General features: G+C 71.3%; 26 protein-coding genes. 17 read left to right on the top strand and 9 right to left on the bottom strand.

Going from position 1 to position 25,272, the window contains the following annotated elements; translation table 11 throughout:
• Positions 1–17: 17 nt before the first annotated feature.
• On the bottom strand, positions 18–1,196 hold the full coding sequence (locus Q4V64_RS52045; RefSeq protein ID WP_253267509.1) for an SGNH/GDSL hydrolase family protein: 1,179 nt from the start codon (positions 1,194–1,196) through the stop codon (positions 18–20).
• A gap of 229 nt (positions 1,197–1,425) precedes the next feature.
• On the opposite strand from Q4V64_RS52045, the gene Q4V64_RS52040 reads away from it, so the two are divergent.
• The 4 genes from Q4V64_RS52040 (at position 1,426) to Q4V64_RS52025 (ending at position 6,470) form a co-directional block, all read left to right on the top strand.
• Positions 1,426–2,754 (top strand): CAP domain-containing protein, encoded by a 1,329-nt coding sequence (locus tag Q4V64_RS52040; protein WP_124445476.1) that lies wholly within the window; start codon positions 1,426–1,428, stop codon positions 2,752–2,754.
• 75 nt (positions 2,755–2,829) lie between these two features.
• Positions 2,830–3,507, top strand: a complete 678-nt coding sequence (locus Q4V64_RS52035) for an AIM24 family protein (protein ID WP_095756219.1) — start codon at positions 2,830–2,832, stop codon at positions 3,505–3,507.
• 198 nt (positions 3,508–3,705) lie between these two features.
• Positions 3,706–4,665: a threonine/serine dehydratase gene (locus tag Q4V64_RS52030; RefSeq protein ID WP_124445475.1), complete on the top strand. Its 960-nt coding sequence runs from the start codon at positions 3,706–3,708 to the stop codon at positions 4,663–4,665.
• Positions 4,666–4,826: 161 nt separating this feature from the next.
• Positions 4,827–6,470, top strand: coding sequence for a protein kinase (locus tag Q4V64_RS52025; protein WP_303715185.1), 1,644 nt, complete (start codon positions 4,827–4,829; stop codon positions 6,468–6,470).
• Here Q4V64_RS52025 and Q4V64_RS52020 read toward each other — a convergent pair.
• Positions 6,462–7,910, bottom strand: a complete 1,449-nt coding sequence (locus tag Q4V64_RS52020; RefSeq protein ID WP_124445474.1) for a serine hydrolase domain-containing protein — start codon at positions 7,908–7,910, stop codon at positions 6,462–6,464. The genes Q4V64_RS52025 and Q4V64_RS52020 overlap by 9 nt on opposite strands.
• Positions 7,911–8,028: 118 nt before the next feature.
• Between Q4V64_RS52020 and Q4V64_RS52015 the strand changes: the two genes are divergently transcribed.
• The 3 genes from Q4V64_RS52015 to Q4V64_RS52005 all read left to right on the top strand — a co-directional run bounded on the left by Q4V64_RS52015 (position 8,029) and on the right by Q4V64_RS52005 (position 10,613).
• Positions 8,029–9,000 (top strand): LLM class F420-dependent oxidoreductase, encoded by a 972-nt coding sequence (locus Q4V64_RS52015; RefSeq protein ID WP_124445473.1) that lies wholly within the window; start codon positions 8,029–8,031, stop codon positions 8,998–9,000.
• A 93-nt stretch (positions 9,001–9,093) separates the two neighbouring features.
• Complete coding sequence (locus Q4V64_RS52010; RefSeq protein ID WP_124445472.1) at positions 9,094–10,125, top strand: hypothetical protein; 1,032 nt, start codon at positions 9,094–9,096, stop codon at positions 10,123–10,125.
• Positions 10,126–10,187: 62 nt separating this feature from the next.
• Positions 10,188–10,613: an SsgA family sporulation/cell division regulator gene (locus Q4V64_RS52005; RefSeq protein ID WP_124445471.1), complete on the top strand. Its 426-nt coding sequence runs from the start codon at positions 10,188–10,190 to the stop codon at positions 10,611–10,613.
• Between the two features lie 28 nt (positions 10,614–10,641).
• Here the strand turns inward: Q4V64_RS52005 and Q4V64_RS52000 are convergent, their stop codons facing one another.
• Positions 10,642–11,145: a DUF6328 family protein gene (locus Q4V64_RS52000; RefSeq protein ID WP_124445470.1), complete on the bottom strand. Its 504-nt coding sequence runs from the start codon at positions 11,143–11,145 to the stop codon at positions 10,642–10,644.
• A 141-nt stretch (positions 11,146–11,286) separates the two neighbouring features.
• Between Q4V64_RS52000 and Q4V64_RS51995 the strand changes: the two genes are divergently transcribed.
• Positions 11,287–11,715, top strand: a complete 429-nt coding sequence (locus Q4V64_RS51995; RefSeq protein ID WP_124445469.1) for a hypothetical protein — start codon at positions 11,287–11,289, stop codon at positions 11,713–11,715.
• Between the two features lie 110 nt (positions 11,716–11,825).
• Positions 11,826–12,173: a hypothetical protein gene (locus Q4V64_RS51990; protein ID WP_124445468.1), complete on the top strand. Its 348-nt coding sequence runs from the start codon at positions 11,826–11,828 to the stop codon at positions 12,171–12,173.
• A 46-nt stretch (positions 12,174–12,219) separates the two neighbouring features.
• Here Q4V64_RS51990 and Q4V64_RS51985 read toward each other — a convergent pair whose 3' ends face one another.
• A complete protein-coding gene (locus Q4V64_RS51985; protein WP_124445467.1) occupies positions 12,220–13,203 on the bottom strand; it encodes an aldo/keto reductase in 984 nt (327 codons plus the stop codon).
• A 136-nt stretch (positions 13,204–13,339) separates the two neighbouring features.
• Between Q4V64_RS51985 and Q4V64_RS51980 the strand changes: the two genes are divergently transcribed.
• Together Q4V64_RS51980 and Q4V64_RS51975 are read left to right on the top strand one after the other, a co-directional pair.
• Positions 13,340–15,064: a cholesterol oxidase substrate-binding domain-containing protein gene (locus Q4V64_RS51980; protein ID WP_124445466.1), complete on the top strand. Its 1,725-nt coding sequence runs from the start codon at positions 13,340–13,342 to the stop codon at positions 15,062–15,064.
• 126 nt (positions 15,065–15,190) lie between these two features.
• Complete coding sequence (locus tag Q4V64_RS51975; protein ID WP_124445465.1) at positions 15,191–15,643, top strand: SRPBCC family protein; 453 nt, start codon at positions 15,191–15,193, stop codon at positions 15,641–15,643.
• A 46-nt stretch (positions 15,644–15,689) separates the two neighbouring features.
• Here Q4V64_RS51975 and Q4V64_RS51970 read toward each other — a convergent pair whose 3' ends face one another.
• Together Q4V64_RS51970 and Q4V64_RS51965 are read right to left on the bottom strand one after the other, a co-directional pair.
• The gene (locus Q4V64_RS51970) at positions 15,690–16,394 is read right to left on the bottom strand and encodes a ribonuclease H (protein WP_124445464.1); all 705 of its coding nucleotides are present in this window, start codon (positions 16,392–16,394) and stop codon (positions 15,690–15,692) included.
• 33 nt (positions 16,395–16,427) lie between these two features.
• Positions 16,428–17,228: a VOC family protein gene (locus tag Q4V64_RS51965; RefSeq protein WP_124445463.1), complete on the bottom strand. Its 801-nt coding sequence runs from the start codon at positions 17,226–17,228 to the stop codon at positions 16,428–16,430.
• A 174-nt stretch (positions 17,229–17,402) separates the two neighbouring features.
• Here Q4V64_RS51965 and Q4V64_RS51960 point away from each other — a divergent pair, with 174 nt between their 5' ends.
• Together Q4V64_RS51960 and Q4V64_RS51955 are read left to right on the top strand one after the other, a co-directional pair.
• Entirely contained in the window at positions 17,403–18,410 is a 1,008-nt protein-coding gene (locus Q4V64_RS51960; RefSeq protein WP_172629598.1) for a zinc-binding alcohol dehydrogenase family protein, read from the top strand.
• A 178-nt stretch (positions 18,411–18,588) separates the two neighbouring features.
• Entirely contained in the window at positions 18,589–19,512 is a 924-nt protein-coding gene (locus tag Q4V64_RS51955; RefSeq protein ID WP_124445461.1) for an SGNH/GDSL hydrolase family protein, read from the top strand.
• Positions 19,513–19,551: 39 nt separating this feature from the next.
• Here Q4V64_RS51955 and Q4V64_RS51950 read toward each other — a convergent pair whose 3' ends face one another.
• A complete protein-coding gene (locus Q4V64_RS51950) occupies positions 19,552–20,034 on the bottom strand; it encodes a VOC family protein (protein WP_124445460.1) in 483 nt (160 codons plus the stop codon).
• Positions 20,035–20,336: 302 nt separating this feature from the next.
• On the opposite strand from Q4V64_RS51950, the gene Q4V64_RS51945 reads away from it, so the two are divergent.
• Both Q4V64_RS51945 and Q4V64_RS51940 read left to right on the top strand, forming a co-directional pair.
• Positions 20,337–20,990, top strand: a complete 654-nt coding sequence (locus tag Q4V64_RS51945; protein WP_124445459.1) for an ATP-dependent Clp protease proteolytic subunit — start codon at positions 20,337–20,339, stop codon at positions 20,988–20,990.
• Between the two features lies 1 nt (position 20,991).
• A complete protein-coding gene (locus tag Q4V64_RS51940) occupies positions 20,992–21,594 on the top strand; it encodes an ATP-dependent Clp protease proteolytic subunit (protein ID WP_124445458.1) in 603 nt (200 codons plus the stop codon).
• A 22-nt stretch (positions 21,595–21,616) separates the two neighbouring features.
• Here Q4V64_RS51940 and Q4V64_RS51935 read toward each other — a convergent pair whose 3' ends face one another.
• Positions 21,617–22,063 carry a helix-turn-helix transcriptional regulator gene (locus Q4V64_RS51935; protein WP_124445457.1) on the bottom strand — a complete coding sequence of 149 codons (447 nt, stop codon included), beginning with the start codon at positions 22,061–22,063 and terminating at the stop codon, positions 21,617–21,619.
• Between the two features lie 334 nt (positions 22,064–22,397).
• On the opposite strand from Q4V64_RS51935, the gene Q4V64_RS51930 reads away from it, so the two are divergent.
• Entirely contained in the window at positions 22,398–23,288 is an 891-nt protein-coding gene (locus Q4V64_RS51930; RefSeq protein WP_124445456.1) for an RNA polymerase sigma factor SigF, read from the top strand.
• A gap of 69 nt (positions 23,289–23,357) precedes the next feature.
• Here the strand turns inward: Q4V64_RS51930 and Q4V64_RS51925 are convergent, their stop codons facing one another.
• Positions 23,358–23,813, bottom strand: a complete 456-nt coding sequence (locus tag Q4V64_RS51925; RefSeq protein ID WP_124445455.1) for an ATP-binding protein — start codon at positions 23,811–23,813, stop codon at positions 23,358–23,360.
• A gap of 171 nt (positions 23,814–23,984) precedes the next feature.
• Here Q4V64_RS51925 and Q4V64_RS51920 point away from each other — a divergent pair, with 171 nt between their 5' ends.
• On the top strand, positions 23,985–25,265 hold the full coding sequence (locus Q4V64_RS51920; RefSeq protein ID WP_124445454.1) for a streptophobe family protein: 1,281 nt from the start codon (positions 23,985–23,987) through the stop codon (positions 25,263–25,265).
• The last annotated feature ends 7 nt before the right edge of the window (positions 25,266–25,272 follow it).

Raw genomic sequence — 25,272 nt, 5'->3', positions numbered from 1 at the left:
GTCACGGCGTCACGGCGTCACGGCGTCACGGCGGTGCCGGGCGGGTCCGCGCAGTCGAGGCTTTCCAGGTCGACGGCGTCGGCCATCGCCCGCATCCCCTTGTCATTGGGGTGCAGATGGTCGCCGCTGTCGAAGGCGGGCAGGATCCGCTCGGGGTCGTGAGGGCTGCGCAGGACGCGGTCGAAGTCGGTGACGGCGTCGAACTCCCCGCTGTTCCTGATGAAGGCGTTGACCTCCTGGCGCACGGCCGCGGTACCGGGGTTCCATTCGGACCAGCCCTTGAAGGGCAGGACGGTGGCCCCGACGACGCACTTGCCGGCCGCGTGCGCCCGCTCGACGATCTCCCGGTAGCCGTCGATCAGGTCCTCGGCGGTGACGCCGGGGTAGGCCTTCATGTCATTGACGCCCTGGAAGAGGAACACGGTGCGCACACCCGGCTGGGAGAGCACGTCCCGCTCCAGCCGGTTCAGGGCGCTCTCCCCGGGGCCGTCGGTGAGGACCTTGTTGCCTGCGAGCCCTTCGTTGGCGACGCCCTTGACGTGGGTGTCCGCCTGTCGGAGGCGGCGGGCGAGATGGTCGGGCCAGCGGCGGTTGAGGTCGCTGGTCGACTGCCAGCCGTCCGTGATGGAGTCGCCGAGGGTGACGACGGCGCCGGTCCTCGCGGCCGCCCGGACGGAGACGGCGTCGAGGTAGAACCAGGAGCCGATGGCCTGCGTCCAGTGGGTCGCGCCCTCCTCGGCGGTGTGGTCTCCCTGTGTGGCGTAGGAGGTCTGCAGGGCCATCCAGTGGCCGGTCGCCGGTCCGGTCGCGTCGGGCGAGTGGATGCTGATCACCAGGTTGGCCGCGGCGGGCAGGCTGCCGGGCAGCGGATCGCTCAGTACGACCTCTCCGGCGGGGACGGTGACGGAGGGCGAACCGTCGAAGGTCAGCCGCCGGTTGCTGCCCCGCACCAGTTCGGCGCCCCGCTTCTGGAGGCCGGCGTAGACGCTGTCGAAGGTCACCGGCCGGTTCCCGAAGGCGTTGGAGAGCCGGATCCGCATGTCATGGCCCGCGACGCTGGTGTGCACGACGAGCCGGTAACCGCGGTCGGCGGTGGCGTCGTGCATGCGGTCGGCGCTCGCTGCCCAGGTGACGACGCCCTCGGGGACGTCGTACGCCCGGGGGGCGGACGTGGACCGGCACGCGGAAGCCGCCAACAGCACGGCCACCACGGCGCACGCGAGCGCCGACCGGGCGGTCGTGGTGTGCAACCTCGCCTCCCAGAACTCGTACGCGCCTTTCACCAGTGGGGTGATCCTCTCCGGAGGGGATGACGGCCGGGTGAACTCGTAGTGTTCCCACAGAACGGCCGGGAACCCGCGTGCCTGGGTGCACGTTGTCCGGACGACCCCCAGGGGTCCCGTACGACGACATCAGGGCGGCACGATGAGCGAGTTGGTCCCCGGGGGCAATCTGCCCCTCCCCGGCGGTGCCGTGACCGTCCGGGTCCCCGGCCCGTTCGACGTGTCCGCGCTCATCACGGACGACGGCGGCAAGGTCCGGGGCGACGACGACTTCGTGTTCTACAACCAGCCGGCCGCTCCGGGCGCCCGGCTGCACGGCGACACCCTGACCGTCGACCCGCCGAGGCTGCGCTCCGGAGCGAGCCGGGTCACGGTGGTCGTCAGCCCCGCCGACCCCGCCACTCCCCTGGGCCGCCTGGCCGCCCCCACGCTCCACGTCACCGGTGCGGGCGGCCGGCCGCTGGCCCGGTTCGCGCCGCCACGGCCCCGGCAGGAGACGGTGCTGCTGCTCGCGGAGATCTACCGGCGCGGCGACGGCTGGAAGCTGCGAGCACTGGGCCAGGGGTACGCCGACGGACTGGCGGGCCTCGCCCGTGACTTCGGGGTCGACGTCGTCGACGAAACGCCGACGCCTCCGACCCACCCCACGTCCCCCACAGGCCCGACAAGCCCGAACCCGCCCCTCCCCTCCCCCGATCCGGACGGCTTCCTGGCCCTGGTCAACTCCGCTCGTACCGCGGCCGGTTCACCCCCGGTCGTCCTCGATTCCCGTCTGACCGCCGCGGCCCGCGCCCACGCCTCCGCCATGGCCTCGGCGGGGCGCCTCGGCGTCGAGGGCCCGGACGGGGTCTCCGTCCACCAGCGTGTCACCGCCACCGGATACGCGTACCTCACCATCGGCGAGCACCTGGTCTCCGGACCACGCACGCCCGCGGAGTTCGTCGCCTACTGCCTGCGCACGGACCAGGCCCGCCGCACCCTGCACGACCCGGTCTTCACCCACGCCGGTCTGGCGTACGCCGGTGACGGCCCGTCCGGCGACACGTACTGGACGGCGCTGTGGGCGAGCCCCTTCACCCCCGCCGGTCTGGCGCGGACGCAGGCCGACGTCGTCGATCTCACCAACCGGGAGCGCGCCCGGGCTGGGCTGCGTCCGCTGGCGGTGGATCCGCTGCTCACCGTGGCCGCGCAGGCGCACAGCGCGGACATGGTGGCCCGGGCCTTCTACTCCCACACCTCGCCGGAGGGTTCACAGCCCTGGGACCGGGCGGCCGCAGCGGGCTGCGGGCGGCGTTCGATCGGCGAGAACATCGCCTGCGGCCAGCGCTCCCCCGCCGAGGTGGTGGAGGGCTGGATGAACAGCCCGGGCCACCGCGCCAACATCCTCAAGCCTGACTTCACCCACATAGGGATCGGCTTCGAGGGCGGCGGTCGGGCGGGCACGTACTGGACCCAACTGTTCGGCGCCTGAGCAGGCTTCCGAGGCAGCGACACGGCTCGACCCGCGATCTTGGCGGAGCGCGACGTTCCGGGACAGGATGCCTCCATGAAGGGTGACCTGTTTTCCAGCGAGCACATGGTGCAGCCGGCCACAGCGCCGGGCATGACGGTCGAGAACTCCAAGTGCATCCGGTACGCGGTGCACGGCGAGATGCTCGCCCGCCAGGGGGCGATGGTCGCCTACCGCGGCAATCTCCAGTTCGAGCGCAAGGGCCAGGGCGTGGGCGGCATGCTCAAACGCGCGGTCACCGGTGAGGGACTGCCGCTGATGGCGGTGCGCGGGCAGGGCGAGGCCTGGTTCGCGCACGAGGCGCAGAACTGCTTCGTCGTCGAGGTGGACCCCGGCGACGAGTTCACGGTGAACGGCCGCAACGTCCTGTGTTTCGATTCCTCGTTGTCGTACCGGATCTCGACCGTGAAGGGCGCCGGCATGACCGGCGGCGGTCTGTTCAACAGCGTCTTCTCGGGGCACGGCAAACTGGGGCTGGTGTGCGACGGCACTCCGCTGGTCATCCCGGTCTCCCCGCAGTACCCGGTGTTCGTCGACACGGACGCCGTCGTCGGCTGGACGGCGGGCCTGGACACCTCACTGCACCGTTCGCAGTCCATCGGGTCGATGCTGCGCGGCGGTTCCGGGGAGGCCGTGCAGCTGATGTTGCAGGGACAGGGCTACGTCGTCGTACGGCCCAGTGAGGCCACGCCGCAGAAGGCACAGCAGCACTGAGCACCTACGTGAGGTGATCTGCGCCTCACGGACAACCCGTTTCGGCTCCGTCCGCGTCCTGATCGACAACAGACCACGCCCCGGCTCTTGGGCCGGGGCTGCGCAGCAACCCCCTGAGGCCGTGTTGACCTTCGCCGCACCGCGCGTCAGGGTGCGAGACGGCACGGATCTCCGTCCCGTGCCGGAAGGGTGACTGTCTTGATCGGGATCACGGACATCGAGAACGCGGCCGAGCGGATCGCCGGACACGTCGTGCGCACGCCAACCGTACCGAGCCCCGGCCTGTCCGCGTTGCTAGGTGCCCCGGTCACGGCGAAGCTGGAACTGCTCCAGCGCACCGGCTCGTTCAAGGCGCGCGGGGCGACGGCCAAGCTGCTGTCGCTCGGTGAGGCGGGACGGGCCGCCGGGGTGGTGGCGGTCAGTGGTGGCAACCACGGGATCGCCCTCGCGGTCATGGCCGCGGCCCTCGACGTGAAGGCGACGGTCGTCATGCCGCGCTCGGCGCCCGCCCGGGCCGTGGAGATCGCCGGGGCCGCCGGGGCGTCGGTGCGGCTGACCGACGACATGGACGGCGCGTTCGCGCTGGTGACGCGGCTGCGGGACGAGGGACTGACCCTGGTCCATCCCTTCGACGACACAGTGGTGATCGCCGGGCAGGGCACGGTCGGACTGGAGTTCGCCGAGGACGCCGGTGACCTCACCGACGTGCTCGTCAGTGTCGGAGGCGGCGGGCTGATCGCCGGTGTCGCGGCGGCCCTGCTCGCCCGCCGACCGGGCCTGCGGGTCTGGGGCGTGGAGACCGAGGGCGCCGAGGCGATGTCCCGGGCGCTGGCGGCGGGCGGCCCGGTGCCGGTCGCGCTGTCGTCGATCGTCTCCACGCTCAGCGCGCCGTCCGTGTCGCAGCTGACGTACGACCATGTGTCCGCCCTGGTCACCGAGGTGCTCGTGGTCTCCGACCGGGAGGCCGTGCAGGGGTCCCTCGATCTCGCCGACCACGCCAAGGTGTGGGCCGAACCGGCCGCCGGCTGTCTGCTTCCGGCGGCCCGGCGGGTCCTGGAGCGGGTCGGTGACGGGGCCCGGCTGGGACTCGTGGTCTGCGGGGGCAACGCGACGACCGGTGATGTCATGGCCTGGTCCGAGAAATTCGGACTGCGCTGAGACGCGTCAACTCCGGTCATTCGGTGAACAGTTCTTACTGACTTCTCGTATAGCAAGCGAACAGAAGAAAAGAGACGCCTTTCAGTTGAGAATTCATTGAACGCACCCCGCCGCGGCCGCCGTACCACTGTGAAAGGTGAGAGCCAGGGGTTCAGCGAGGGATGACCATGGTCAAGGCGCACGTCTCCACACACGAGTTGGTCGCCGGCAGGTACCGGCTCGTGGAGGTCCTCCACCGCGAAACGAACCGCATCTGCTGGTACGGCGAGGACATCCAGGTCGAACGCCCCTGCCTGCTCACCCAGATCGGGCTCCCGGTCGGCCTGGACGCGGAGAGCTCCCGACGGGCCACCGCCGGGGTCATCCGGATGTCGGAGACCATGGGGCTGCTGTGCCCCGGCCGGGTCGCCGTGGTCGTCGACGCCGTCGAGGACCACGGCACCCTGTGGACCGTCACCGAGTGCATCGACGGTATCCCGCTGGGCGAACTCATCGCCCGGCAGGGCACGTTCAACTACGTACGGGCGGCCCGCGTCGGCCTGGAGCTGCTCGACGTGCTGGAGGCGGCGCACGGCGAGGGCATCACGCACGGAGAGCTCAGTCCGGGCCAGGTGTTCGTGCAGGAGGGCGGCTCCGTCGTGGTCACCGGCTTCGGGCTGGCCGGCGCGACCCTCGTACCCCGGGTCACGGCGCCCTCCTACGCCTCCCCCGAACAGGCCCGTGACGAGCGCATCGGGCCGGCCGCCGACCTGTGGGCGCTCGGCGCGATCCTGTACACGATGGTGGAGGGCCGCCCGCCCTTCCGCGACCGTGACCGGCCCGAGACCACCCTGAAGGGAGTGGACCGGCTTCCGCTGCGCACACCGGTGCGCGCCGGCCCGCTCACCCAGACCTTGCAGGGGCTGCTCCGCAAGAACTCCACGGAACGGCTGACCCGCCCGGTGGTCCGCGAGGCGCTTACACGTGTCCTTACCGAGGACCCCGACGCGGCCACTCCCCTGGTGGGGGGCCGGCCCCGGCTGCGTGGTGTGTACGGCGCGGGCCCGGGATGGAGCAGGCGCACCATGGTCGCCGGCACCGCCCTGGCCGTCGTCACGGTCGCCGTCTCCGTCCTGGCCGTGACCCGGCAGCTTCCGGGCACCGGCACCTCCGCCGGCGAAGCACCGCCCCAACCGTCCGTCTCCGCCTCCGTGCCCGACGACGGCACCGACGGACAGCAGCCCTCCCGGCCGCCGGCGACACCGACGCCCACCCCCACCCCTACGCCGACTCCGACCCCCACACCCACCCCCACACCCACCCCCACACCCACGGCGTCCCCCACAGGCACGCCGCTGCCCCCCGGGTTCCGCATCTACCACTCCCCGGAGGGCTTCTCCGTCGCCCTCCCCGAGGGCTGGAAGCCGCTGCGTACGACGCGCGCGTCCGATCTGGCGTACCGGGTCGTCTTCAGTGCGGAGGACGACCCACGCGCTCTGGCCGTCACCTACAGCGCACGCGTGGGCCCGGACCCCGTCGCCGTCTGGCGCGACGACGTCGAGCCGGGTCTGAAGGAGGAGTCGGGCGACTACCGGCGGATCGGGGACATCCGCGCGACGACCTATCAGGGACGCGAGGCCGCCGACATGGAGTGGCTCGCCGACGTCAACGGCACCCGCCTGCGCACCTTCGGCCGGGGCTTCCTCATCGGGGAGGGCCGCAGCTTCTCGCTGCGCTGGGCGACCCCGGCGCAGGACTGGAACGATGCCGCGAACCAGGAGGCGCTGGACACCTTCCTGAGCACGTTCCGGCAGGCCTCAGACTGAGCCACGGGGAGCCCGCATCGCGTGCAGCGGCCCTCCGTGCAGCGGCTCGGTGCGCCAGCGCGCCATGAACGTCCGGTCCGCGAGCGAGCACGTCACCACCAAGTGGTGTGGTGTCTCGAGGAAGGCAACGTCGGCGACGAGGGTGTGGGCGTCGGTCCATCCCCCGCTCACGGCCGTCGGGACCGGGCCGTCGTCCTGGACGGTCCAGCCGTCCCCGCCGAGCCGCAGGGCGAGCCGGTGACCGTCCTCGGTGAGCGTCAGACTCCAGCCGTCGGCGTCCGCGCCGACCCCGACCGCGGTCAGCGTCGGCTGGTCCGCGCAGGCACCGCCGTACGGCATGAACTCCGCCCCCGACCACGCCTCCGCCCGCTCCGGCGGGGCCGCCTTGCCCGCGGCCGGTGGCAGCGCGAGCCGCGCCAGCCGCTCGCCCAGGGCCGTGTCGGCGTCCTGCCCGCCGGGCAGCGGACCTGGGCCGAACGCCGGCAGCAGATGCTCCCAGACCAGGTTCAGCACCTCCTGCATCTCCTTGGTGGCCGCGGTCATGGCGATCACCGCCTCGTGCTCGGGCAGCACCAGGCAGAACTGGCCGTACGCCCCGTCGCCGCGGTAACCGTGCCGGGACCTCCAGAACTGGAAGCCGTAGCCCTGCTGCCAGTCCGACAGCGCACCCTCGGGGGTCCCGTCGGCGTTCGCCACAAGCGCCCGCGTGGCCTCGGTGACCCATCCCTCGGGCAGCAGCCGCTCGCCCTCCCACACCCCGTCCTGCAGATGGAGCAGCCCGAGCCGGGCGATGGCGTCGGTCGAGGCGTGCAGCCCGCTGAAGCCCAGTTCACGCTCGGCCCCGTCCCGTATCCACGCGACCTCGCCGATCCCGAGCGGATCCAGCAGCCGGGGCCGCAGATAGCCGGTCAGCGACTGGCCGGTGACGCGCTGGAGGATGGTGGCGAGCGTGTACGTGGCGGGCTGGTTGTACGCGAAGACGCTTCCCGGCTCCCGCTCGGGCGGCAGCAGCAGGAAGCCGCGCACCAGTTCCTCGGGGTCGATCGCGTGGGCGCGATCGAACGTCTCGGCGTCGTGTCCGCTGGCCATCGACGCCACATGCCGTACGCGCATCGCGCGGCTGCGCCGGTCGGTGATGTCGGCCTCGAACTCCGGGAAGTACGAGATCACCGGGTCGTCCAGCCGGATCAGTCCCTCGGCGACGGCGAGACCCGCGGCCGTCGCCGTGAAGCTCTTGCTGAGCGAGTACAGCAGATGCGGGCGTTCCGGGGTGTACGGCGCCCACCACCCGGACGCCACGACACGACCGTGCCGCAGGATCATCAGGCTGTGCGGCTCGATCTCCGGGTCGGCTTCGAGGGCGTCGAGGAACGCGTGGACGCCCGACGCGTCGACGCCTTGTGCGGCGGGGGTGCTCCGGGGCAACGTGCGATCGCTCATGCCCGCATCCTCTCCCGGCGACCGGGGGCCGATCGAGTGGTTATCGAGGGGGGATCGAGGAGTTTTCCGGGCCGCGGACAGCCTGTTTTCGCTTCCGCCGACCGGGGACTCAGCCCTTATGGTGCAAATCGGATACACGATGATGACCGAGCAGGCCGGCCCCCGTGAGCTCGTCGACCATCTGGTACGGGCCGAGGAGGCGGGCTACGACTTCTCGGTGACCTCGGACCACTACTTTCCGTGGCTGCGCTCACAGGGTCACTCGCCGTACGCGTGGAGTGTGCTGGGCGCGGCCGCCCAGGCGACCTCGCGCATCCCGCTGATGACGTACGTGACGTGTCCCACCGTCCGCTACCACCCGGCGGTCGTGGCGCAGAAGGCGGCGACGATGCAGCTGCTGTCGGAAGGCCGGTTCCGGCTGGGGCTCGGCTCGGGCGAGAACCTCAACGAGCATGTGGTGGGCGGCGGTTGGCCGTCCGTGGACGTGCGGCACGAGATGCTCGAAGAGGCGGTGGAGATCATCCGGGCGCTCTTCCGGGGCGGCCATGTGAACCACCGCGGTCCGCACTTCGACGTCGAGTCGGCCCGGCTGTGGGACCTCCCCGACCAGCCGCCGCCGATCGGCATCGCGGTCTCCGGCGAGCAGTCCTGCACCCTCGCGGGCCGCTTGGCCGACCTGGTCATCGCCACCGAGCCGAAGTCGGGGCTGCTCGACACCTTCGACCGGCACGGCGGTGAGGGCAAGCCGCGCGTGGGCCAGCTGCCCGTCTGCTACGACCCCGACCGCGACGCCGCCATCAAGCGCGCCCACGCGCAGTTCCGCTGGTTCGGAAGCGGCTGGAAGGTCAACTCCGAGCTGCCGCACCCGGACGCCTTCGAAGCGGCCACGCAGTTCGTCACGCCCGACGACGTCGCCGACGCGATTCCCTGCGGCGACGAGCCGGAAGACTTCGTGGAAGCCGTACGGCCGTACGCCGAGGCCGGTTTCACCGAGATCGCCCTGGTGCAGATCGGCGGGGAGTCGCAGCCGGCGTATCTCGACTGGGCGGCGAAGACGCTGCTGCCCGCGCTGCACGACGCCCTCGACTGAGCGGCACGTACGGTCCCCGCACCGCGAGCGGGTGCAATAGGCTTCCGACCTGCACATTGTGCGGTCCGACCAGCCTGCCCAGGAGAAACACCCGTGACTTTGTCGATCGTCCCGTCCGAGACGTCCCCCGTGCCCCTGTCCGACCTCGTGGCGCGGGACGCGCGCGAGTTCGGGGTCTACGCACGGACCGGAGGATGGGCCTTCGGCCTGATGGTGGCGCGCAGCGTGCGGCCCGGCGGCCAGAGCGCGGACGAGACGCCGAAGGTGTCGGCGAAGGAGTTCGCCGAACTCGCCGGATGCTCGCCCGAGCGCGTCATGCGCTACTACAAGGCCTGGGACCGGGCCGCCGACGACGGTCTCGTCCCGCTCTTCGAGGCGCTGACGCCGGGTCAGGAGGTGGAGCTGCCGGACGCGGACGTATGGCTCAGCTACTACGTCTCCCGCAACAGCGCCACCTCCGAGCGCGGCACGGCCATCGCCGAGGCCGCCGAGGCCGAGGGCATCCGGCCGACCAAGGCGCTGGAGGTCGCCGAGAACCCCACCGCGCTGCGCGCCGCGATCCTCGCCGACCCCTCCACCGCGCGGGCCGCGCGCGGCGCGCTGCTCGACCGGCTGAAGGAAGACCCGGAACTCCAGGCCGAGTTGGCGCGTGACGTCGTACGCACCGACGACCTGAAGAAGGCCGTCGCCAGTGAGAGCCGGGCTGCCGACCGGATCGGATACGTGCGGCAGATCGCCGAGTCGGGCCAGATCAAGACGCCGGCCGGGCAGACCATCGAGGCGCCCGTGGACCTCCGTCAGGAGGCGGAGCGGCATCTGTCGCTGCTGGACGAGCTGGAGCAGGACGAGGACACCGGCGAGTGGGCCACCGAGGCCTACGACACCATGAAGTCGCTCGTCGTCGAGGCGGTGGAGGCCGATCCCGAACTGCGTGTCCAGGAACGGCGGACGAAGTTCTACAGCAGCCTGCAGAAGGCCACCAAGGTCTTCGAGGAACTCACCTTCGACGACGCCCAGGAGTTCTACGAGGACGACATGGTCCAGCGCCTGGAGGAACTCCAGCAGGCCATCGCCACGTGCATCACGTCGCTGCGCGGGGCGCGGGGGAATCACCCGGAGGGCTGAGCATCTTGTGCACGACGCGGGTACTAGAGGGCTCTACGACTGTTCTCCCCGGAGGCCCTCTCGTGAACTCGTTCGTGCACAAGTCCCTGGTCGTGCAGCTCCAGGCGGGCACCACGGACCGCTTTCCGGTGCTCGCCCACCTGAGCTACGACGCGGCGGACCCGTTCGCCGTCACCGCGGTGTTCAGCCACGACGGCCGGGTGCTCGCGCGGTGGCGGCTGGACCGGGAGATGCTCAGCGACGGGCTTCAGGGCCCGGTGGGGCTGGGAGACGTGCGGCTGCGTCCCGTGTCGACGGGCGTGTGGCAGGAGCTGCGCATGGAGCTCCTCGGCGACGCCCGCCCGGACGGGGGCCGCCAGTGTGCCGTGGTGTTCGCCTGGGCGCCGGCGCTCGCGGCCTTCCTGCGGGAGACCCGCGAGGTCGTCCCGCCCGGGCGGGAGGAGGTCCGGATCGACGACTTCCTCGCGGACGTCATCGCCGGGGGCTGACACGACCGGCCCTTCGGCGCCCTCGCCGTCACTTCTTCGACGTATGGCGGCGCCGCGTCAGCATCGGGACGACGAACCAGCACAGCAGATACCAGACGACCACTCCCCCGACCATCCATGGCACGTACGTGTCATCGGTCGCGACCCTGAGGATCAGCAGGAGTGCGGCCGTCATGGTGGCGAGCAGCAGCACCAGGCCGACGAAGGTCAACCGGGAGGCCCACTCGACGGCCTGTGGTTTCACCCGCCGCCCCACCACCAGGCGGTGCAGGGACACCGGGCCGATCAGCGCGCCGGTGGCGGCGGCCCCCAGCACGACCGTCACGATGTAGATGACCTGGTCCGTGTGCGGCAGGTCCTCGTACTTGGGCGTGAACACGACGGTCAGCAGGAAGCCGAACAGGATCTGCACGCCCGTCTGCGCGACCCTGACCTCCTGGATGAGCTCTCCCCACTTTCGGTCGGCTCTCTCCTCCTCGGTCTCGTGGCGCCCCGTGTATTCCGCCTCTGCTCCGCTTCCGGTGCCCGACACACTTCCTCCTGCCCGGCTGAGCCCGTCTTCCCTCTCTGCACGTATTCCCTGCTTCGCGCGGAATGGTCATGTCGTGACGTCGATGGCCACAGCATGTGACGCAACGTGTTTGCGACGCGGCCGAGCGGCAAACCGGATCCCATGACGGAATCGGACAAGGAAACGAACAAGAAGACAGCAGCCGCCTCTACCGCCGCCTCCAAGGCGCGGCCAAGCACGGACAAGGCGACGGCCCCCGCGGCGAAGACCGCGCGCGCCGCCGCCACGAAGACGGACGACGCGGCGTCGACGGCGACGTCCGGTGCGCAGCGGGCCGCGGAGTCGACGAGCGCGGCCGCGCACACGGCGGCCAAGAGCGTCGAAGCGGGCCGTCAGGCGATCGTGTCGGCGTCGGGTCAGGTCGCGGCCGGCGCGAAGACGGCCTGGACGGTGCTCAGCCATCGCAAGCTCGTCGCCGCGGGCGTCGGAGCGGGCCTGACCGCGCTCGGAGCGGCGTCCTACGCCGCGGGACGCCGTGCGGAGCGCCACACCCTCGGGCCGGTCACGCGGCTCACCGGCGGTCGCATCTGAGGTGCCGACGGCGTGGGCGGTGGCAGGGGCGCGGCCGTTTCAGCGATCGGCGGGCGGTTACACGGAGCGCGAGACGTACGGCGTCGACCATCCGAGGAGTCCCGTTGACCATGTCCGGCCCCGAACTCACTGTCACACTCAGCGGCGGCAGCCCTTCCGACGCGCAGAAGGTCGTCCGGGCCCTGGAGCCCGCCTTCGGCCCCGCGGACGAACTGCCCGCCGACGAGCACGCCACCGTCCACACGGCCACGTTCGCCGACGGCACCGCCGACCGGCCCGCCGGGACTCCACAGGGCCACCTCGGTCACCTGTCCGCCCCGGTGACCGTCACTGTGCAGGGCACCCCGAACGCCGTGGAAGCGGCGAGCGACATGCTGTCCCGCGCCTTCCCCCTGCACGACCAGGGCTCCGCCTCGGGCGACCAGGAGCAGGAGAGGCAGCTGCTCCTGGCGCCGTGAGCGACATCGAGGCGCCGGGCCGGGACCTGCCGCGCCGGGCCGGGACCTACCAGCGGCCTTCCACCTGGTCCTTGATCCGCCGGTCGTACAGGTCGCCGATCGCGGTGAGCGTCGCCTCCGACAGCTCCGGCAGCTTGGCGGCGGCCGCATTGGCGCGGGCCTGCTCGGGCGAGCGGGCGCCCGGGATCACGGTGGTCACGCCCGGCTGCTGGATGATCCAGCGCAGGGCCAGCTGGGCCGGGGTGTACCCCTCGGGGGCGAGCGCGGCGAACTCGGCGGCGGCCTCGACGCCCGTCGTGTAGTCCACGCCGGAGAAGGTCTCGCCCACGTCGAAGGACTCGCCGTGCCGGTTGTAGGTGCGGTGGTCGTTCTCAGGGAAGACCGTGTCCTTGGTGTACTTGCCCGACAGCAGGCCCGAGGCCAGTGGAACGCGGGCGATGATGCCGACGCCGGCTTCCCGGGCCGCGGGGAGCACCTCGCGCAGGGGCTTCATGCGGAACGGGTTGAGGATGATCTGCACGCTCGCCACGCCCGGCCGGGCGATCGCGGTCAGCGCCTCCTGGCAGGTCTCCACACTGACGCCGTACGCGGCGATGCGCTCCTCCTCGACCAGGGTGTCCAGGGCGTCGAACACCTCGTCCGTGGAGTACACCGGCGTCGGCGGGCAGTGCAGCTGGACGAGGTCGACGCGGTCGACGCCGAGGTTGCGCCGTGAACGGTCGTTCCAGGCCCGGAAGTTGTCCAGCACGTAGTTCTCCGGGACCTGGTCGACCCGGCGGCCCATCTTCGTCGCGACCAGCACATGCAGGTCGGGCCTGCCGCGCAGGAACGTGGCGATGGTCTGTTCGCTGCGCCCGTCGCCGTACACGTCGGCCGTGTCGAAGAAGGTGACTCCCGACTCGGCCGCCGCCTCCAGCACCGCCAGGGCTTCCTTGTCGTCGACGTCTCCCCAGTCGGCGCCCAGTTGCCAGGTGCCGAGACCGACGACGGATGCGTGCTGTTGCGACCTACCGAATGTGCGCTCGTCCATGGCGTCAGTCTGTCATCCGTCACACGCCCGCACGGAACCGGCCGATCCGGTCGGTCGCCCAAACATCATTCACTCACACGAGTGACAAGGCGCGCTGAAAGGCATGCACGTGTCAATCGGCGCCTAGCGTGGGCCCGTGACCGATCGTTCAGCATGCAACCTCCCGCAGGGGGACCCTTCCTGGACCCGTCGCGGCTTCCTCCGTTCCGCCGCCGCCCTGGCCGCCGTCCCCGTCCTGGTGGCGGCGGATCCGGCCGAGGCGGCCGAGGAACTGCCGGACTTCCCGGCGGGCGTCGCCCTGTACCGCTCGGCGTACCGGAACTGGGTCGGCGAGATCACCGCCGACGGGCTGTGGGCCTGTGCGCCGACGGGGCCCGACCAGGTGGTCGCCGTCGTCAACTGGGCCTGGCGGCAGGGGTGGAGGGTACGTCCCCGAGGCTCCTCGCACGGCTGGTCGCCGCTCACGCTCACGGAGGGGACACCGTCGGACGCACGCGTCCTCCTCGTCGACACCGCCTCCCACCTCACCGGCGTGGCCCTGGAGTCCGCCTCCTCCGTCCGCGCCGGCACCGGCGTCACCCTGGAGACGCTGCTCACCTACCTCGAGGAGCGCGGCCTCGGCGTCACCGCCGCACCCGCTCCCGGCAACCTCACCCTGGGCGGTGCGCTGGCCGTCGACGCGCACGGCACGGCCGTACCGGCGCGGGGCGAACAGCGACTGTCCGGGCACACGTACGGCTCGCTCAGCAATCTCGTGCTGTCGCTGAGGGCGGTCGTCTGGGACGAGGACAGCGGCGCCTACGTGCTGCGGACCTACCGCCGCGACGAGGCGGACTGCGCCGCGCTCCTCACCCACCTCGGCCGTGCCCTGGTCACCGAGGTCGTGCTGCGGGTGGGTGCCAACACGAATCTTCGGTGCGTGAGCCGTACGGACATTCCGGCCGGCGAGCTCTTCGCGGCGCCCGGCGGTGACGGGCGGACGTTCACGAGCTTCCTGGAGCGGTCCGGGCGCGTGGAGGCGATCTGGTTCGCCTTCACGGAGTTTCCCTGGCTGAAGGTGTGGAGCGTGGCGTCCACGCGGCCGCTCACCTCACGGCGGGTGACGTCGCCGTACAACTACCCGTTCTCCGACAACGTCCCGACCCCGGTGGCGGACCTGGCCGGGCGGATGATCTCGGGCGCGGCCTGGTACCTGGCGCCGGTGCTGGGCACCGCACAGTACGAGGCGGCCACGCTCGGGCTCGCGGCGACGCTGTCCGCCGACATCTGGGGGCCCTCCAAGAACACCCTGCTCTACTTGAAGCCCACCACCCTCAAGGTCACCACGAACGGGTACGCCGTCCTCACCACCCGGGACCAAGTGCAGCGTGTCGTCGCCGAGTTCACCTCCTTCTACCGGGAGCGGCTGACGGTGTACGCGGCGCTGGGCCGCTTCCCGGTGAACGGCTCGGTGGAGATCCGGGCGACCGGCCTCGACGACCCCGCCCATGCCGAAGTGGACGGCGCCCGCGTCCCGCTGCTGTCGGCGCTGCGGCCGAGCCGTGAACACCCCGAGTGGGACACGGTCGTCTGGCTGAACGTCCTGACACTGCCGGACACGCCGTACGCGGAAACCTTCCTGCGCGAACTCGAGCGATTCCTGCTGCGCGCGTACGACGGCGGGCATGCCCTCACCCGCGTCGAGTGGTCCAAGGGCTGGGCGTACACAGAGCAGGAGGTGTGGAGCGACGAGGAGGTGCTGGGCACGGCCGTGCCCGCCTCGTACGGAGAGAGCGTGTGGGGGGAGGCGGCCGGGGTCCTGGACCGGCTCGACCCGCACGGGGTCTACGGAAACGCCTTCCTGGACCGGTTGTTCCGTTAGGGCGTCCCGAGTACGCCTTCGGCACCGACTGACGGACGCCGGCCGACGGTTTGCTCCACAGGTCACGCGGTACCCGCGCCGGACAGCACCCGATGAGTCCCATGACGACGAAGAAGGGAGCGACCCGTGTCGAAGGTCGAGGAATCCATCGAGGTCGGCGTTCCGGTGCACACCGCGTACAACCAGTGGACGCAGTTCGAGACGTTCCCGGAGTTCATGAACGGGGTGGAGCGCATCGAGCAGCGCTCCGACACGCTCACGCACTGGGTGACCAGCGTCAACGGGGTGCACAGGGAGTTCGACGCGGAGATCACGGAGCAGATCCCGGACGAGCGGGTCGCGTGGACGACGGTCTCCGGGGAGGCCCGGCAGGCGGGTGTGGTCACTTTCCACCGCCTCGACGACGACCACACCAAGGTGATGCTGCAGATGGACTTCCATCCGGACGGCGTCACCGAGACCGTCGGCGACAAGCTCGGCTTCGTGAAGCGGCAGACCAAGGGTGACCTGGAGCGCTTCAAGCAGTTCATCGAGGAGCGCGGCCAGGAGACCGGCGGCTGGCGCGGCGCGGTCGTCTGACCGGGCGCGGTCCATCAGAACGGCACCAGGACCGAGGCGCGGCCCGCTACTGGCCGGCCGCTTCCGTACGGCACTCCGGGTGCCCCCAGCCCTGGGCGTTCTTGGCGATGGGCTCGCCGGCCGCGTAGGACCGTCCGCACAGACAGCGGCCGGGGAACTTCGCCTTGATCGTCCGTGCCGAACCGCCGCGCCCGCCCGCCGCCTTGCCCCCGCTGGACCGCTTGCGCGGTGCACGAGCCGGTACGTCCGGTGCGGGCGGCGGCTCCGGCGAACCGAGGCCGCTGCCCGCGGGCTCCTGGACGGTCGCCGCCTGGCTGGCGGCCCGGTCGGCGAAGTCGTTGAGTTTGTCGCCGTCGACCTGATGGGCGGGCACGTAGCGGAACTCGACCGAGCGGCCGTCGAGCAGTTCGTCGATGCGCACGACCAGGTCCTGGTTGGCGACCGGTTTGCCGGCGGACGTCTTCCAGCCGTTGCGCTTCCAGCCGGGCAGCCAGGTGGTGACGGCCTTCATGGCGTACTGGGAGTCCATCCGGACCTCCAGCGGCACGTCCGGGTCGGTCGCCGCCAACAGGCGTTCCAGCGCGGTCAGTTCCGCCACGTTGTTGGTGGCTGTGCCGAGCGGACCCGCCTCCCAGCGGGCCGGGGTCTCCGACTCGTCGGCGACGACCCAGGCCCAGCCGGCCGGTCCGGGGTTTCCCTTCGAAGCGCCGTCGCACGCGGCCACCACACGTTCACGCATGGACCCGATCATGCCACGGCCGGACGAGGCACTCGGCCACAGCTGTCAGGACACCTCGGTGACCTGCGGCATCTCGCCCTCGGTCGTCGTGACGTCGATCACCGAGAAACTCGCGCCCTGCGGGTCGCTGAGGGCGGCGAACCGGCCGAACGGGGTGTTCATCGGTCCGAACCTGAGGACGCCGCCGAGCTTGGTGGCCCGGGCGACGGCCTCGTCGCAGTTGTCGACGGTGAAGTAGACGTTGATGTACGGCGGCACCTCGGGCGGGAACTCGTCCGTCATCTTCATGCGGCCGAGGACCGTGTTGTCGCCGACGTCGAACAGGCGGAAGTCGACCGCGTCGTCCTGCATCTGCTTCGCGCGGTACGGGAAGACGGCCGGGAAGAACGCGTCCGACTTCTCGGGCTCACGGGTGAAGACCTCGGCCCAGCAGAACGCGCCGGGCTGCTCGGGCGGCGCCTCGAACCCCTCGTGCTTGCCCGCCTGCCACACGCCGAAGACGACGCCGCTGGGGTCGCGGCCCAGGCACATGGTGCCGAAGTCGCCGACCTGCATCGGCTCCATCACGACCTCGCCGCCGTTGTCCCGGATCTTGCGGGCGGTGGCCGCGGCGTCCGGGGAAGCGAAGTACAGGCACCACTGCGACTGCCCCTCCTGGCCGGGCATCGGCGGTACGACGGCGGCGACGGCCTTGCCGTCCGAGTAGGCCTGCGTGTAGTTGCCGTACTCCGACGACGCCTCGCCGAAGGTCCAGCCGAGGACGTCGCCGTAGAAGCTCTTGGCTCCCTCCACGTCCGTGAACATCGCGTCGGCCCAACAGGGGGTTCCCTCAGGTTGTACGGCCATGGCTGCGGCCCTCTCCGAATCGATGGATGGTCCGTTTCCTCACGCTAGCCACCGATACGCCCACCCGCGCGTCGAATGGTCCGGTCCGTTTCAGACTGGACAGAGAGGTCGGCTTTCGGAGGGATGACCGGCAGGATCTTCGCCGGGACGGGGTGCGGTATGGCGGACAGGATGATGCGCGCGTGGTCCATGGTGGCGCCGGGGCCGGTCGAGGAGGGCTCCCTCCGGCTCGTCCGGAAGCCGGTGCCGTCACCCGGGGACGACGAGCTGCTGCTGCGGGTGCGCGCCTGCGGGGTGTGCCGTACGGATCTGCACGTCGCCGAGGGCGACCTGCCGGTGCACCGGCCGGGGGTGACGCCCGGGCACGAGGTGGTCGGGGAGGTGGCGGGCCTCGGGGCGGCGGTGCGCGGCTTCGCGCCCGGCGACCGGGTGGGCGTGGCGTGGCTGCGCCGCACCGACGGCACGTGCGTCTACTGCCGGCGCGGGGCCGAGAACCTGTGTCCGGCCTCCCGGTACACGGGCTGGGACGCCGACGGCGGCTACGCCCAGTACACGACCGTCCCGGCCGCGTTCGCCCACCGGCTGCCCGACGGCCTCGACGACGTGACCGCCGCGCCGCTGCTGTGCGCGGGCATCATCGGCCACCGCGCGCTGCGGCGGGCCGCGCTGCCGCCGGGCGGACGGCTCGGTCTGTACGGCTTCGGCGGCAGCGCCCACCTGTGTGCGCAGGTCGCGCTGGCCGAGGGCGCCACCGTGCACGTCATGACGCGCGGCGCCGACTCCCGGCGGCTGGCGCTCGCCCTGGGGGCCGCCTCCGCGCAGGACCCGTACACCCCGCCGCCCGAGCCGCTGGACAGCGCGATCCTGTTCGCGCCGGCGGGCGAGCTGGTCCCGGTCGCGCTGCGGGCCCTGGACCGGGGCGGGATCCTGGCGGTCGCCGGTATCCATCTCAGCGATGTCCCGCCGCTGCGCTACGAGAGCGAGCTGTTCTACGAGAAGGAGCTGCGCAGCGTCACCTCCAGCACACGTCAGGACGGCCGCGAGTTCCTGACCCTCGCCGCCCGGTACGGTGTGCGCGCCACCACGCACACCTATCCGCTGACCCGCGCCGACGAAGCTCTCATGGACCTCAAGGCCGGCCGCTTCGACGGGGCCGCGGTGCTGGTCGACGACCTGGGCTGAAGCGGCTCGCCTCGCAAGGGTCACGGCCGCGGCTCATGAGGCGGCCGGACGTCCTTCGCGACGAGCGGAGCGCGTGTGAGCGGCGCGCGGGTCCGCTGTGGCCGACGCGTGTCTTCCCCCTGGTGTCCGGCTGTGCTTGCCTGGGGAACCGTTTCGGGGCCGGGGCGGGAGTGGTCGCATGCGGAGAGCGTGGATCGTGGGCGTGCTGCTGGTCGGTGTACTGCTCGGCGCGTGCGGGGATCCCTCGTCCGGTCCGGAGGGCGCGCCGCCCTCCCCCGACGTACCGGCCTCGTCGGCCACCACCGAGCACCGGCGGCCGGCCGCGTCTGCGCGGGCATCGGCGAAGGCGCCCGGTGCGCCGGCGAAGGCACCCACCGTGCTGTACCTCGGCGATTCGCTGGCGATGGAGAACCAGCGGGTGCTCGGCGAGGAGCTGCGCCGCGACCTGCGGGCGCGGTACACCAGCGCCCCCTATTCGGGCACCACGTTGTGCGACTACCTGGAGGGCACCGGGGAGAAGTCGCTCGTACCGGACCGGGACAAGGCGGCCGCATTGGTGCGGTCGCTGCACCCGGACTACGTGGTCCTGCAGTTCTGGGGCAACGCGTGGGACTTCACGTGGTGCATGGACGGCATCACCCACGCCGATTCGCCCACCGTGTACTTCAAGCGGTACGCCGCCGACGCCCGGCGGCTCACGGAACAGATCGCCAAGGCCGGCGGTGACCGGCGTCCGCGGATCGTCTGGGTGGCGCAGGGCCCGGACCCGATCACTCCCGACCGGGTCCGGGGCGTGAACGCGCTCTACGAGGAGCGGGCCGCCGCCTCGGGCGACCTCGTCGCCGACGCGGGACGGACGGTGAGTGCCGTCGGAGCCCGCTACACCTGGGTCCAGCACCTGCCGTGCACCGACTACGAGCACGACCACCCCGACTACTGCACCCAGCCGGACCGCGACCGCACCGCCCTCCACCTCGACGACGACTACCTGCACTTCTGCCTGGCACCCACGACGTCCACACCGAAGCCCTGCCCGGTGCGCTCCCCCGGCATCCTGCGGATCGCCCGGGAGATCACGCGGGTGATCGGCGAGGATCTGTAGCGTCGGCCGTCCTTGTGCGGGCGGCCGGCACCGTGTGGCTCACTCGCCCGCGGCCGCCTTCTCCAGGGCGGCGATGTCGATCTTGCCCATCGTCATCATGGCCTTGATCGCGCGGGCCGCCGTCTCCGGGTCCGGGTCCTTGGTCAGCTCCGTGAGGCGGTCGGGAATGACCTGCCAGGACAGGCCGTACTTGTCCTTCAGCCAGCCGCAGGGGCCGGGCTCGCCGCCGCCCTCGGTGAGCTTGGTCCAGTAGTAGTCGACCTCTTCCTGGTCCGCGCAGTCGATCATGAAAGAGATCGCCTCGGTGAACTTGAACTCCGGGCCGCCGTTCAGGGCGAGGAACCGATGGCCGTTGGCCGTGAACTCGACGGTCAGCACGGAACCGGCGGCACGCGGGCCGGCCTCGGTGTAGCGGGTGACGTCCCCGACACTGGAGTTCTTGAAGATCGAGACGTAGTAGTGGGCGGCCTCCTCGGCCTGGTCGTCGAACCAGAGACACGTGGTGAATCCGTCGGTGGCCATGAATACCTCCTGGGGCGCGGAACTCGGTCATCTGTATCGACCGATCCTCGCCGCGAAACTCATCGGTCGGGCCGCGCATTGATCCAGGCGGCCTATACACCGGCGAACTGCCCGAGGAGGCCGTGGACCGGGACCGGCTGCCCCTGCAGGTCCCCTCTGCCCGTAGCGAATCTGCTGCCGGCCTAGAAATCCCCGGCAGGGGCGGTCCCCGGCCCAGAGTGGAGATCACGGCGACGCGCACCGCGTCCCGACATCCTCGACGACTCGTCATGGCTCGTCATGGCTCGTCATAAGGAGTGCCGATGTCTCCATTCACCGCCGGCCCGGGGCCGGCCCTGCTGCCGCGGGCGGAGGAGGGTGACACCCCTCCGACCCGGTTCGACGACCACCTCGCCGCCCAACTGCTCGGCCAGCGCATCGTCTTCCTGGGCACCCAGGTCGACGAGGTCTCCGCGAACCGTGTCTGCGCCCAGCTGCTGATCCTGTCCGCGGAGGACCCGCGCACCGACATCAGCCTGTACATCAACAGCCCCGGCGGTTCGGTCCACGCGGGTCTGGCCATCTACGACACGATGCGGCTGATCCCGAACGACGTCTCGACCCTCGCCATGGGCTTCGCGGCCAGCATGGGTCAGTTCCTGCTCAGCGTCGGCGCGCCCGGCAAGCGCTACTCGCTGCCGAACGCGCGGATCATGATGCACCAGCCGTCGGCGGGCATCGGCGGCACCACCGCGGACATCGAGATCCAGGCGGAGAACCTGGAGCAACTGAAGCGGAGCATCGAGCGGATCACCGCCGAGCACACCGGGCAGAGCCCGGAGACCATCTCCCGGGACGGTGACCGCGACCGCTGGTTCACGGCCGAGGAGGCCAAGGAGTACGGCATGGTGGACCGGGTCGTCGAGTCGCTCACCGACGTCCGCCCGGCCGCCTCGAAGCGACGGATGGGACTGTGACATGGGGACGTACACGATTCCGAACGTCGTCGAGCGGACCCCGCAGGGCGAGCGGTCGTACGACGTCTACAGCCGGCTGCTGGCCGAGCGGATCATCTTCCTCGGCACCGAGATCGACGACGGCGTCGCCAATGTCGTCATCGCGCAACTGCTCCATCTGGAGTCGTCGGCCCCGGAGAACGAGATCGCCCTGTACATCAACTCCCCCGGCGGCTCGTTCACTTCGCTGATGGCGATCTACGACACGATGACGTTCGTGCAGGCCCCGATCTCGACGGTCTGTGTCGGGCAGGCGGCGTCCACGGCGGCCGTCCTGCTGGCCGGTGGGGATCCCGGGCGGCGGATCGTGCTGGAGCACGCCCGGGTGCTGCTCGGGCAGCCGGCCACCGGCGGCAGCCGGGGCACCGTCTCCGATCTCGCCCTCCAGGCCAAGGAGATGGTGCGGATCCGCTCCCAAGTCGAGGAGGTGCTCTCCCGGCACACGCACCACGACATCGCGACGCTGCGCGCCGACATGGACCGCGACAAGGTGTTCACCGCCGAGGAGGCGGTGGCGTACGGGCTGGCCGACGAGGTGCTCAGCCGGCGCCCCGTGATGGTCTGAGGCGCCGGCCGACGACGATGGGTCAGGCGGCCAGGCAGAGCCCGTTGTAGGGCGCGGTGGACGGGCCGCGGCTCCTGCCGGAGTGGCGGGTGAGTTCGCCCTGCGCCAGCGACAGCAGGTCGCCGAGGCCCAGGCCCAAGGCGTGGGCGGCGGCCGCGAGGACCTCCGAGGAGGCCTCCTTGCGGCCGCGTTCCACCTCCGAGAGGTACGGCATGGAGATCCGGGCCGCGTCGGCGACGTCCTTGAGCGTGCGCTCCTGGGCGAGGCGTTCGCGTCGCAGGACATCGCCGACCAGGTCCCGCCAGAGGGGTTCCTTCGGCGCGCGGGGTGCTTCGGGAGCGGGGGCCGACGGCACCGGGCGGGGCGGGGGCGCGGCCGGGCGTTCGGACACTGGGCGGGCGGTCCCCGGGCGGGCGGCGGGCGGCCGCAGGGGGATGACGCGGGCTTCGTTCGGCGCGTGGTTGCTCACCTCTTCAGACTAAATTCCCTGGCCCGAAGGGGAAGGGACCGGCATTCCGCCCTGGGTGGAATGCCGGTCGCGAAGAGGTGCGGGAACGGCACTGCGCGAGGTGGCTCACGGCACCGGCCAACTCACCATTCGACTGGGCCGAGTTCGGCCGCGTTGTCACCGCGGTGGAGTTGGGCGCCGCCGCCCGTTTTCCCCTCCTCGGCCTCTCTGCGGGCATACGCCGTCACTGGCCGGGTACGCGCTACGGAGAACAACCGCGAAAATCCGGAGCAGGACCCGAGACAACCGAGGCCGAAGAGGCACACGTCGAGCCGTGACTTTGGTGGGAGAGGTAATGGACACCGCCGTGATCCGGTCGAAGGCACAGGTCGTGAAGCAGACCGCCGTGACCAGGACGACGGGTGACGGACCACTGCCAGGAGTCGAGGACCCCAAGACCGTGGCTCCGCGCGACGCGCGAGAGCTGTCCCGCCAGTTCTTCCGACGCCTGACGGAACTCGACGAAGGCACGCACGAGTACCAGTACGCGCGCAACACGCTCATCGAGATGAACATGTCGCTCGTGCGGTTCGCGGCCGGCCGGTTCCGGGGCCGCGGGGACGACATGGAGGACGTCGTCCAGACCGGGATGATCGGCCTCATCAAGGCCATCGACCGTTTCGAGCTCGCGCGCGAGGTGGAGTTCACGTCGTTCGCGCTGCCGTACATCGTCGGAGAGATCAAGCGGTTCTTCCGTGACACCACGTGGGCGGTGCACGTGCCGCGGCGGCTGCAGGAACTGCGCGTGGAGTTGGCCAAGGCGCGCGAGGAACTCGCCAGCCGGCTGGACCGCGAGCCGACCGTCGCGGAACTCGCCACCCTGATGAGCATCTCCGAGGACGAGGTCGTCGAGGCGCAGATCGCCTCCAACGGCTACAACTCCTCGTCGCTGGACGCGGCGCTCACCGGTGACGGGCCCGAGGGCGGCGAGGCGGTCCTCGCCGATTTCATCGGCATGGAGGAGGACGGGCTGCGGCTGGTGGAGGACTTCCAGTCGCTGGCCCCGCTGATGGCCGAACTGAGCGAGCGTGACCGGCAGATCATCCACATGAGGTTCGTGGAGGAAGCCACCCAGGCGGAGATCGGCGAACATCTCGGCTGCTCGCAGATGCACGTGTCCCGGCTGATCAAGCGGATCATCACGCGGCTGCGCGAGGGCATGCTGGGCGAGCTGGGCTGCGCCTGACCCGGCCACCCGGAAGGCGGTGCCGCCCCCCGTGCCAGGGCCTGTCCGGGGCGGCACCCGCGACTCGGCTCACTGTTCGCCGAGGGGCACCACGGCGCGTACGCGCTTGCCGACGGGCACGCGTTCGACGGCGATGTCCGCCGCCAGCGCGTGGACGATCTCCAACCCGTGCCGGCCGACCCTTTCGGGATCCCGGGGGAAACGCCGGGGCAGGGCGGCACTGCTGTCGTAGACCACCACCACGATCGCGGTGTCCGTGCCCTCCAGCTCCAGGATGTACGGGCCGTTGCTGTGCCGGTCCGCGTTGGTGACCAGTTCGCTCACGACCAGGAGCACCCCGTGCTCGGTGCGGTCGTCGACCGTGGCGCACCACTCGGTCCTGAGCTGGTCGAGGAAGGCCGCGGCGAAGGACCGCGCCTCGGCTATGGAACCCGGTTCGCCGCTGTAGTGCGCCGCCCGCCGTAGCGGTTCGACGGGCACGTCGAAGCCAGTGGGTATCACTGCTCCGTCCAGGTGCTCGATCATGCGTTTCTCTCTCGGAAGCCGGACTGGCCGGACGCTGCTGCATCAGTGCACGTACCCCGAGCCGCGCGCCGCAGTCCCCGAGACCGCGTGACGGCCCTTACGTCGTCGACGGCACGACGCGGACGGCCCTCCCGGCGGGCGCGCCGCGCGGGTGCTGCTTAGCGTGGCAGCGTGAGTCCGCGAAGCCCCTCCGAGCAGACCGTCGTCGCGCGCCACGGCTGGCCGCGGGCGGCGGCCACGGTCCTGGCCGCGCTGATCGTCATGGGGGTGGTCGCCTCACTCGGACTGTGGGCGGCCGGTGCGGCCGATCTGCCGGACAACGCCTTCCCCCGGGTCGTCGCGGCTACCGTCGTCACGGCCGTCGGCGGCACGATCGAGCTGTCGGGGAACGCCGGGGAGCTCGCCACCACCCAGGCGGGGCTCACCGTGACCCCGCTGTCGGTCACCCTCTCCGGGGCGCTGGTGCTCGCCGCCGGCTTCCTGCGGCCCCTGCGGCGCCGGGCGGTCACCGGTGCCCGCGAACTGGCCCAATGGGCCGCCCGGATCGCCTTACTGTGGCTGCTCGCGGTCCTCGCCCTGGCCCTCGCGGCCCGCCAGACCTTCTCGGTCTCCCTCGGCGAGGGCACACTCGGCGACATCGGTGAGTTGTTCGGCCTGGCGCCGGAGGTCGGGTTCACCACGGATGTGCCGCTGACGCTGTTCTTCGGCCTGCTGTGGCTGGCGGGTGTGCTGGTGCTGGCGCTGCTGGTGTCGCGCGGGGCCGCGTTGCCGCCCCGGCTGGTGCGCTTCCAGGAGACGGTACGGCCCGCCGCGTACGCCATGGTCGTCCTGCTGCTCGCCTGCGTCGCCCTCGGGATCCTCATCGCGCTCGTCGTCGCGGCGACGCGCGGCCACGCGGCGGATACCTTCGCGCTGATCCTGCTCGGCATGCCGAACCTGGTCTGGCTCACCCTCACCATCGGCCTCGGCGCCACGTGGAACGGCCGGGTGGAGGGGCCGTTCGGGCTGCCGATGCCGCACGTGCTCGACCAGGTGCTGCGGGGCCAGGACGTCTCCGCACTCAACCTGAGCACGATCGCCGAGTACGACGGCAGGGTGTGGTGGCTCGTGGTCGTGGACGCCGTGCTGCTGCTGGGCGCCGCGTTCCTCATGGCGGCACGCTCACCGTCCCGGATGCGGGCTTGGCAGCACGCGGTGCACATGGCGGTCGCCCTGGCGCTGACGGTCCTCGTGATCTGTCTCGTCGGCCGTATCTCCGCCCACTACGGCCTGTCGCTCCTCGGCATCGGCGACCTCGGCGGCGATCTGGCCGGAGAGGTCTTCCTGAAGCCGGAACTGTGGGCCGCACTCGGCCTCGCCCTGCTGTGGGGGCTGTTCACCGGTTTCCTGGGCGGACTGCTGCCGATACCCGTGCGATGGCGGCGTGCGGCCGAAGCGGACTGGAAAGCGTGACGCCGGA

The organism is Streptomyces sp. NL15-2K (assembly GCF_030551255.1).
Lineage (GTDB): Bacteria > Actinomycetota > Actinomycetes > Streptomycetales > Streptomycetaceae > Streptomyces.
Note: the sequence above shows the minus strand (reverse complement) of the source record. Positions and strands in the feature narration are given on the sequence as shown.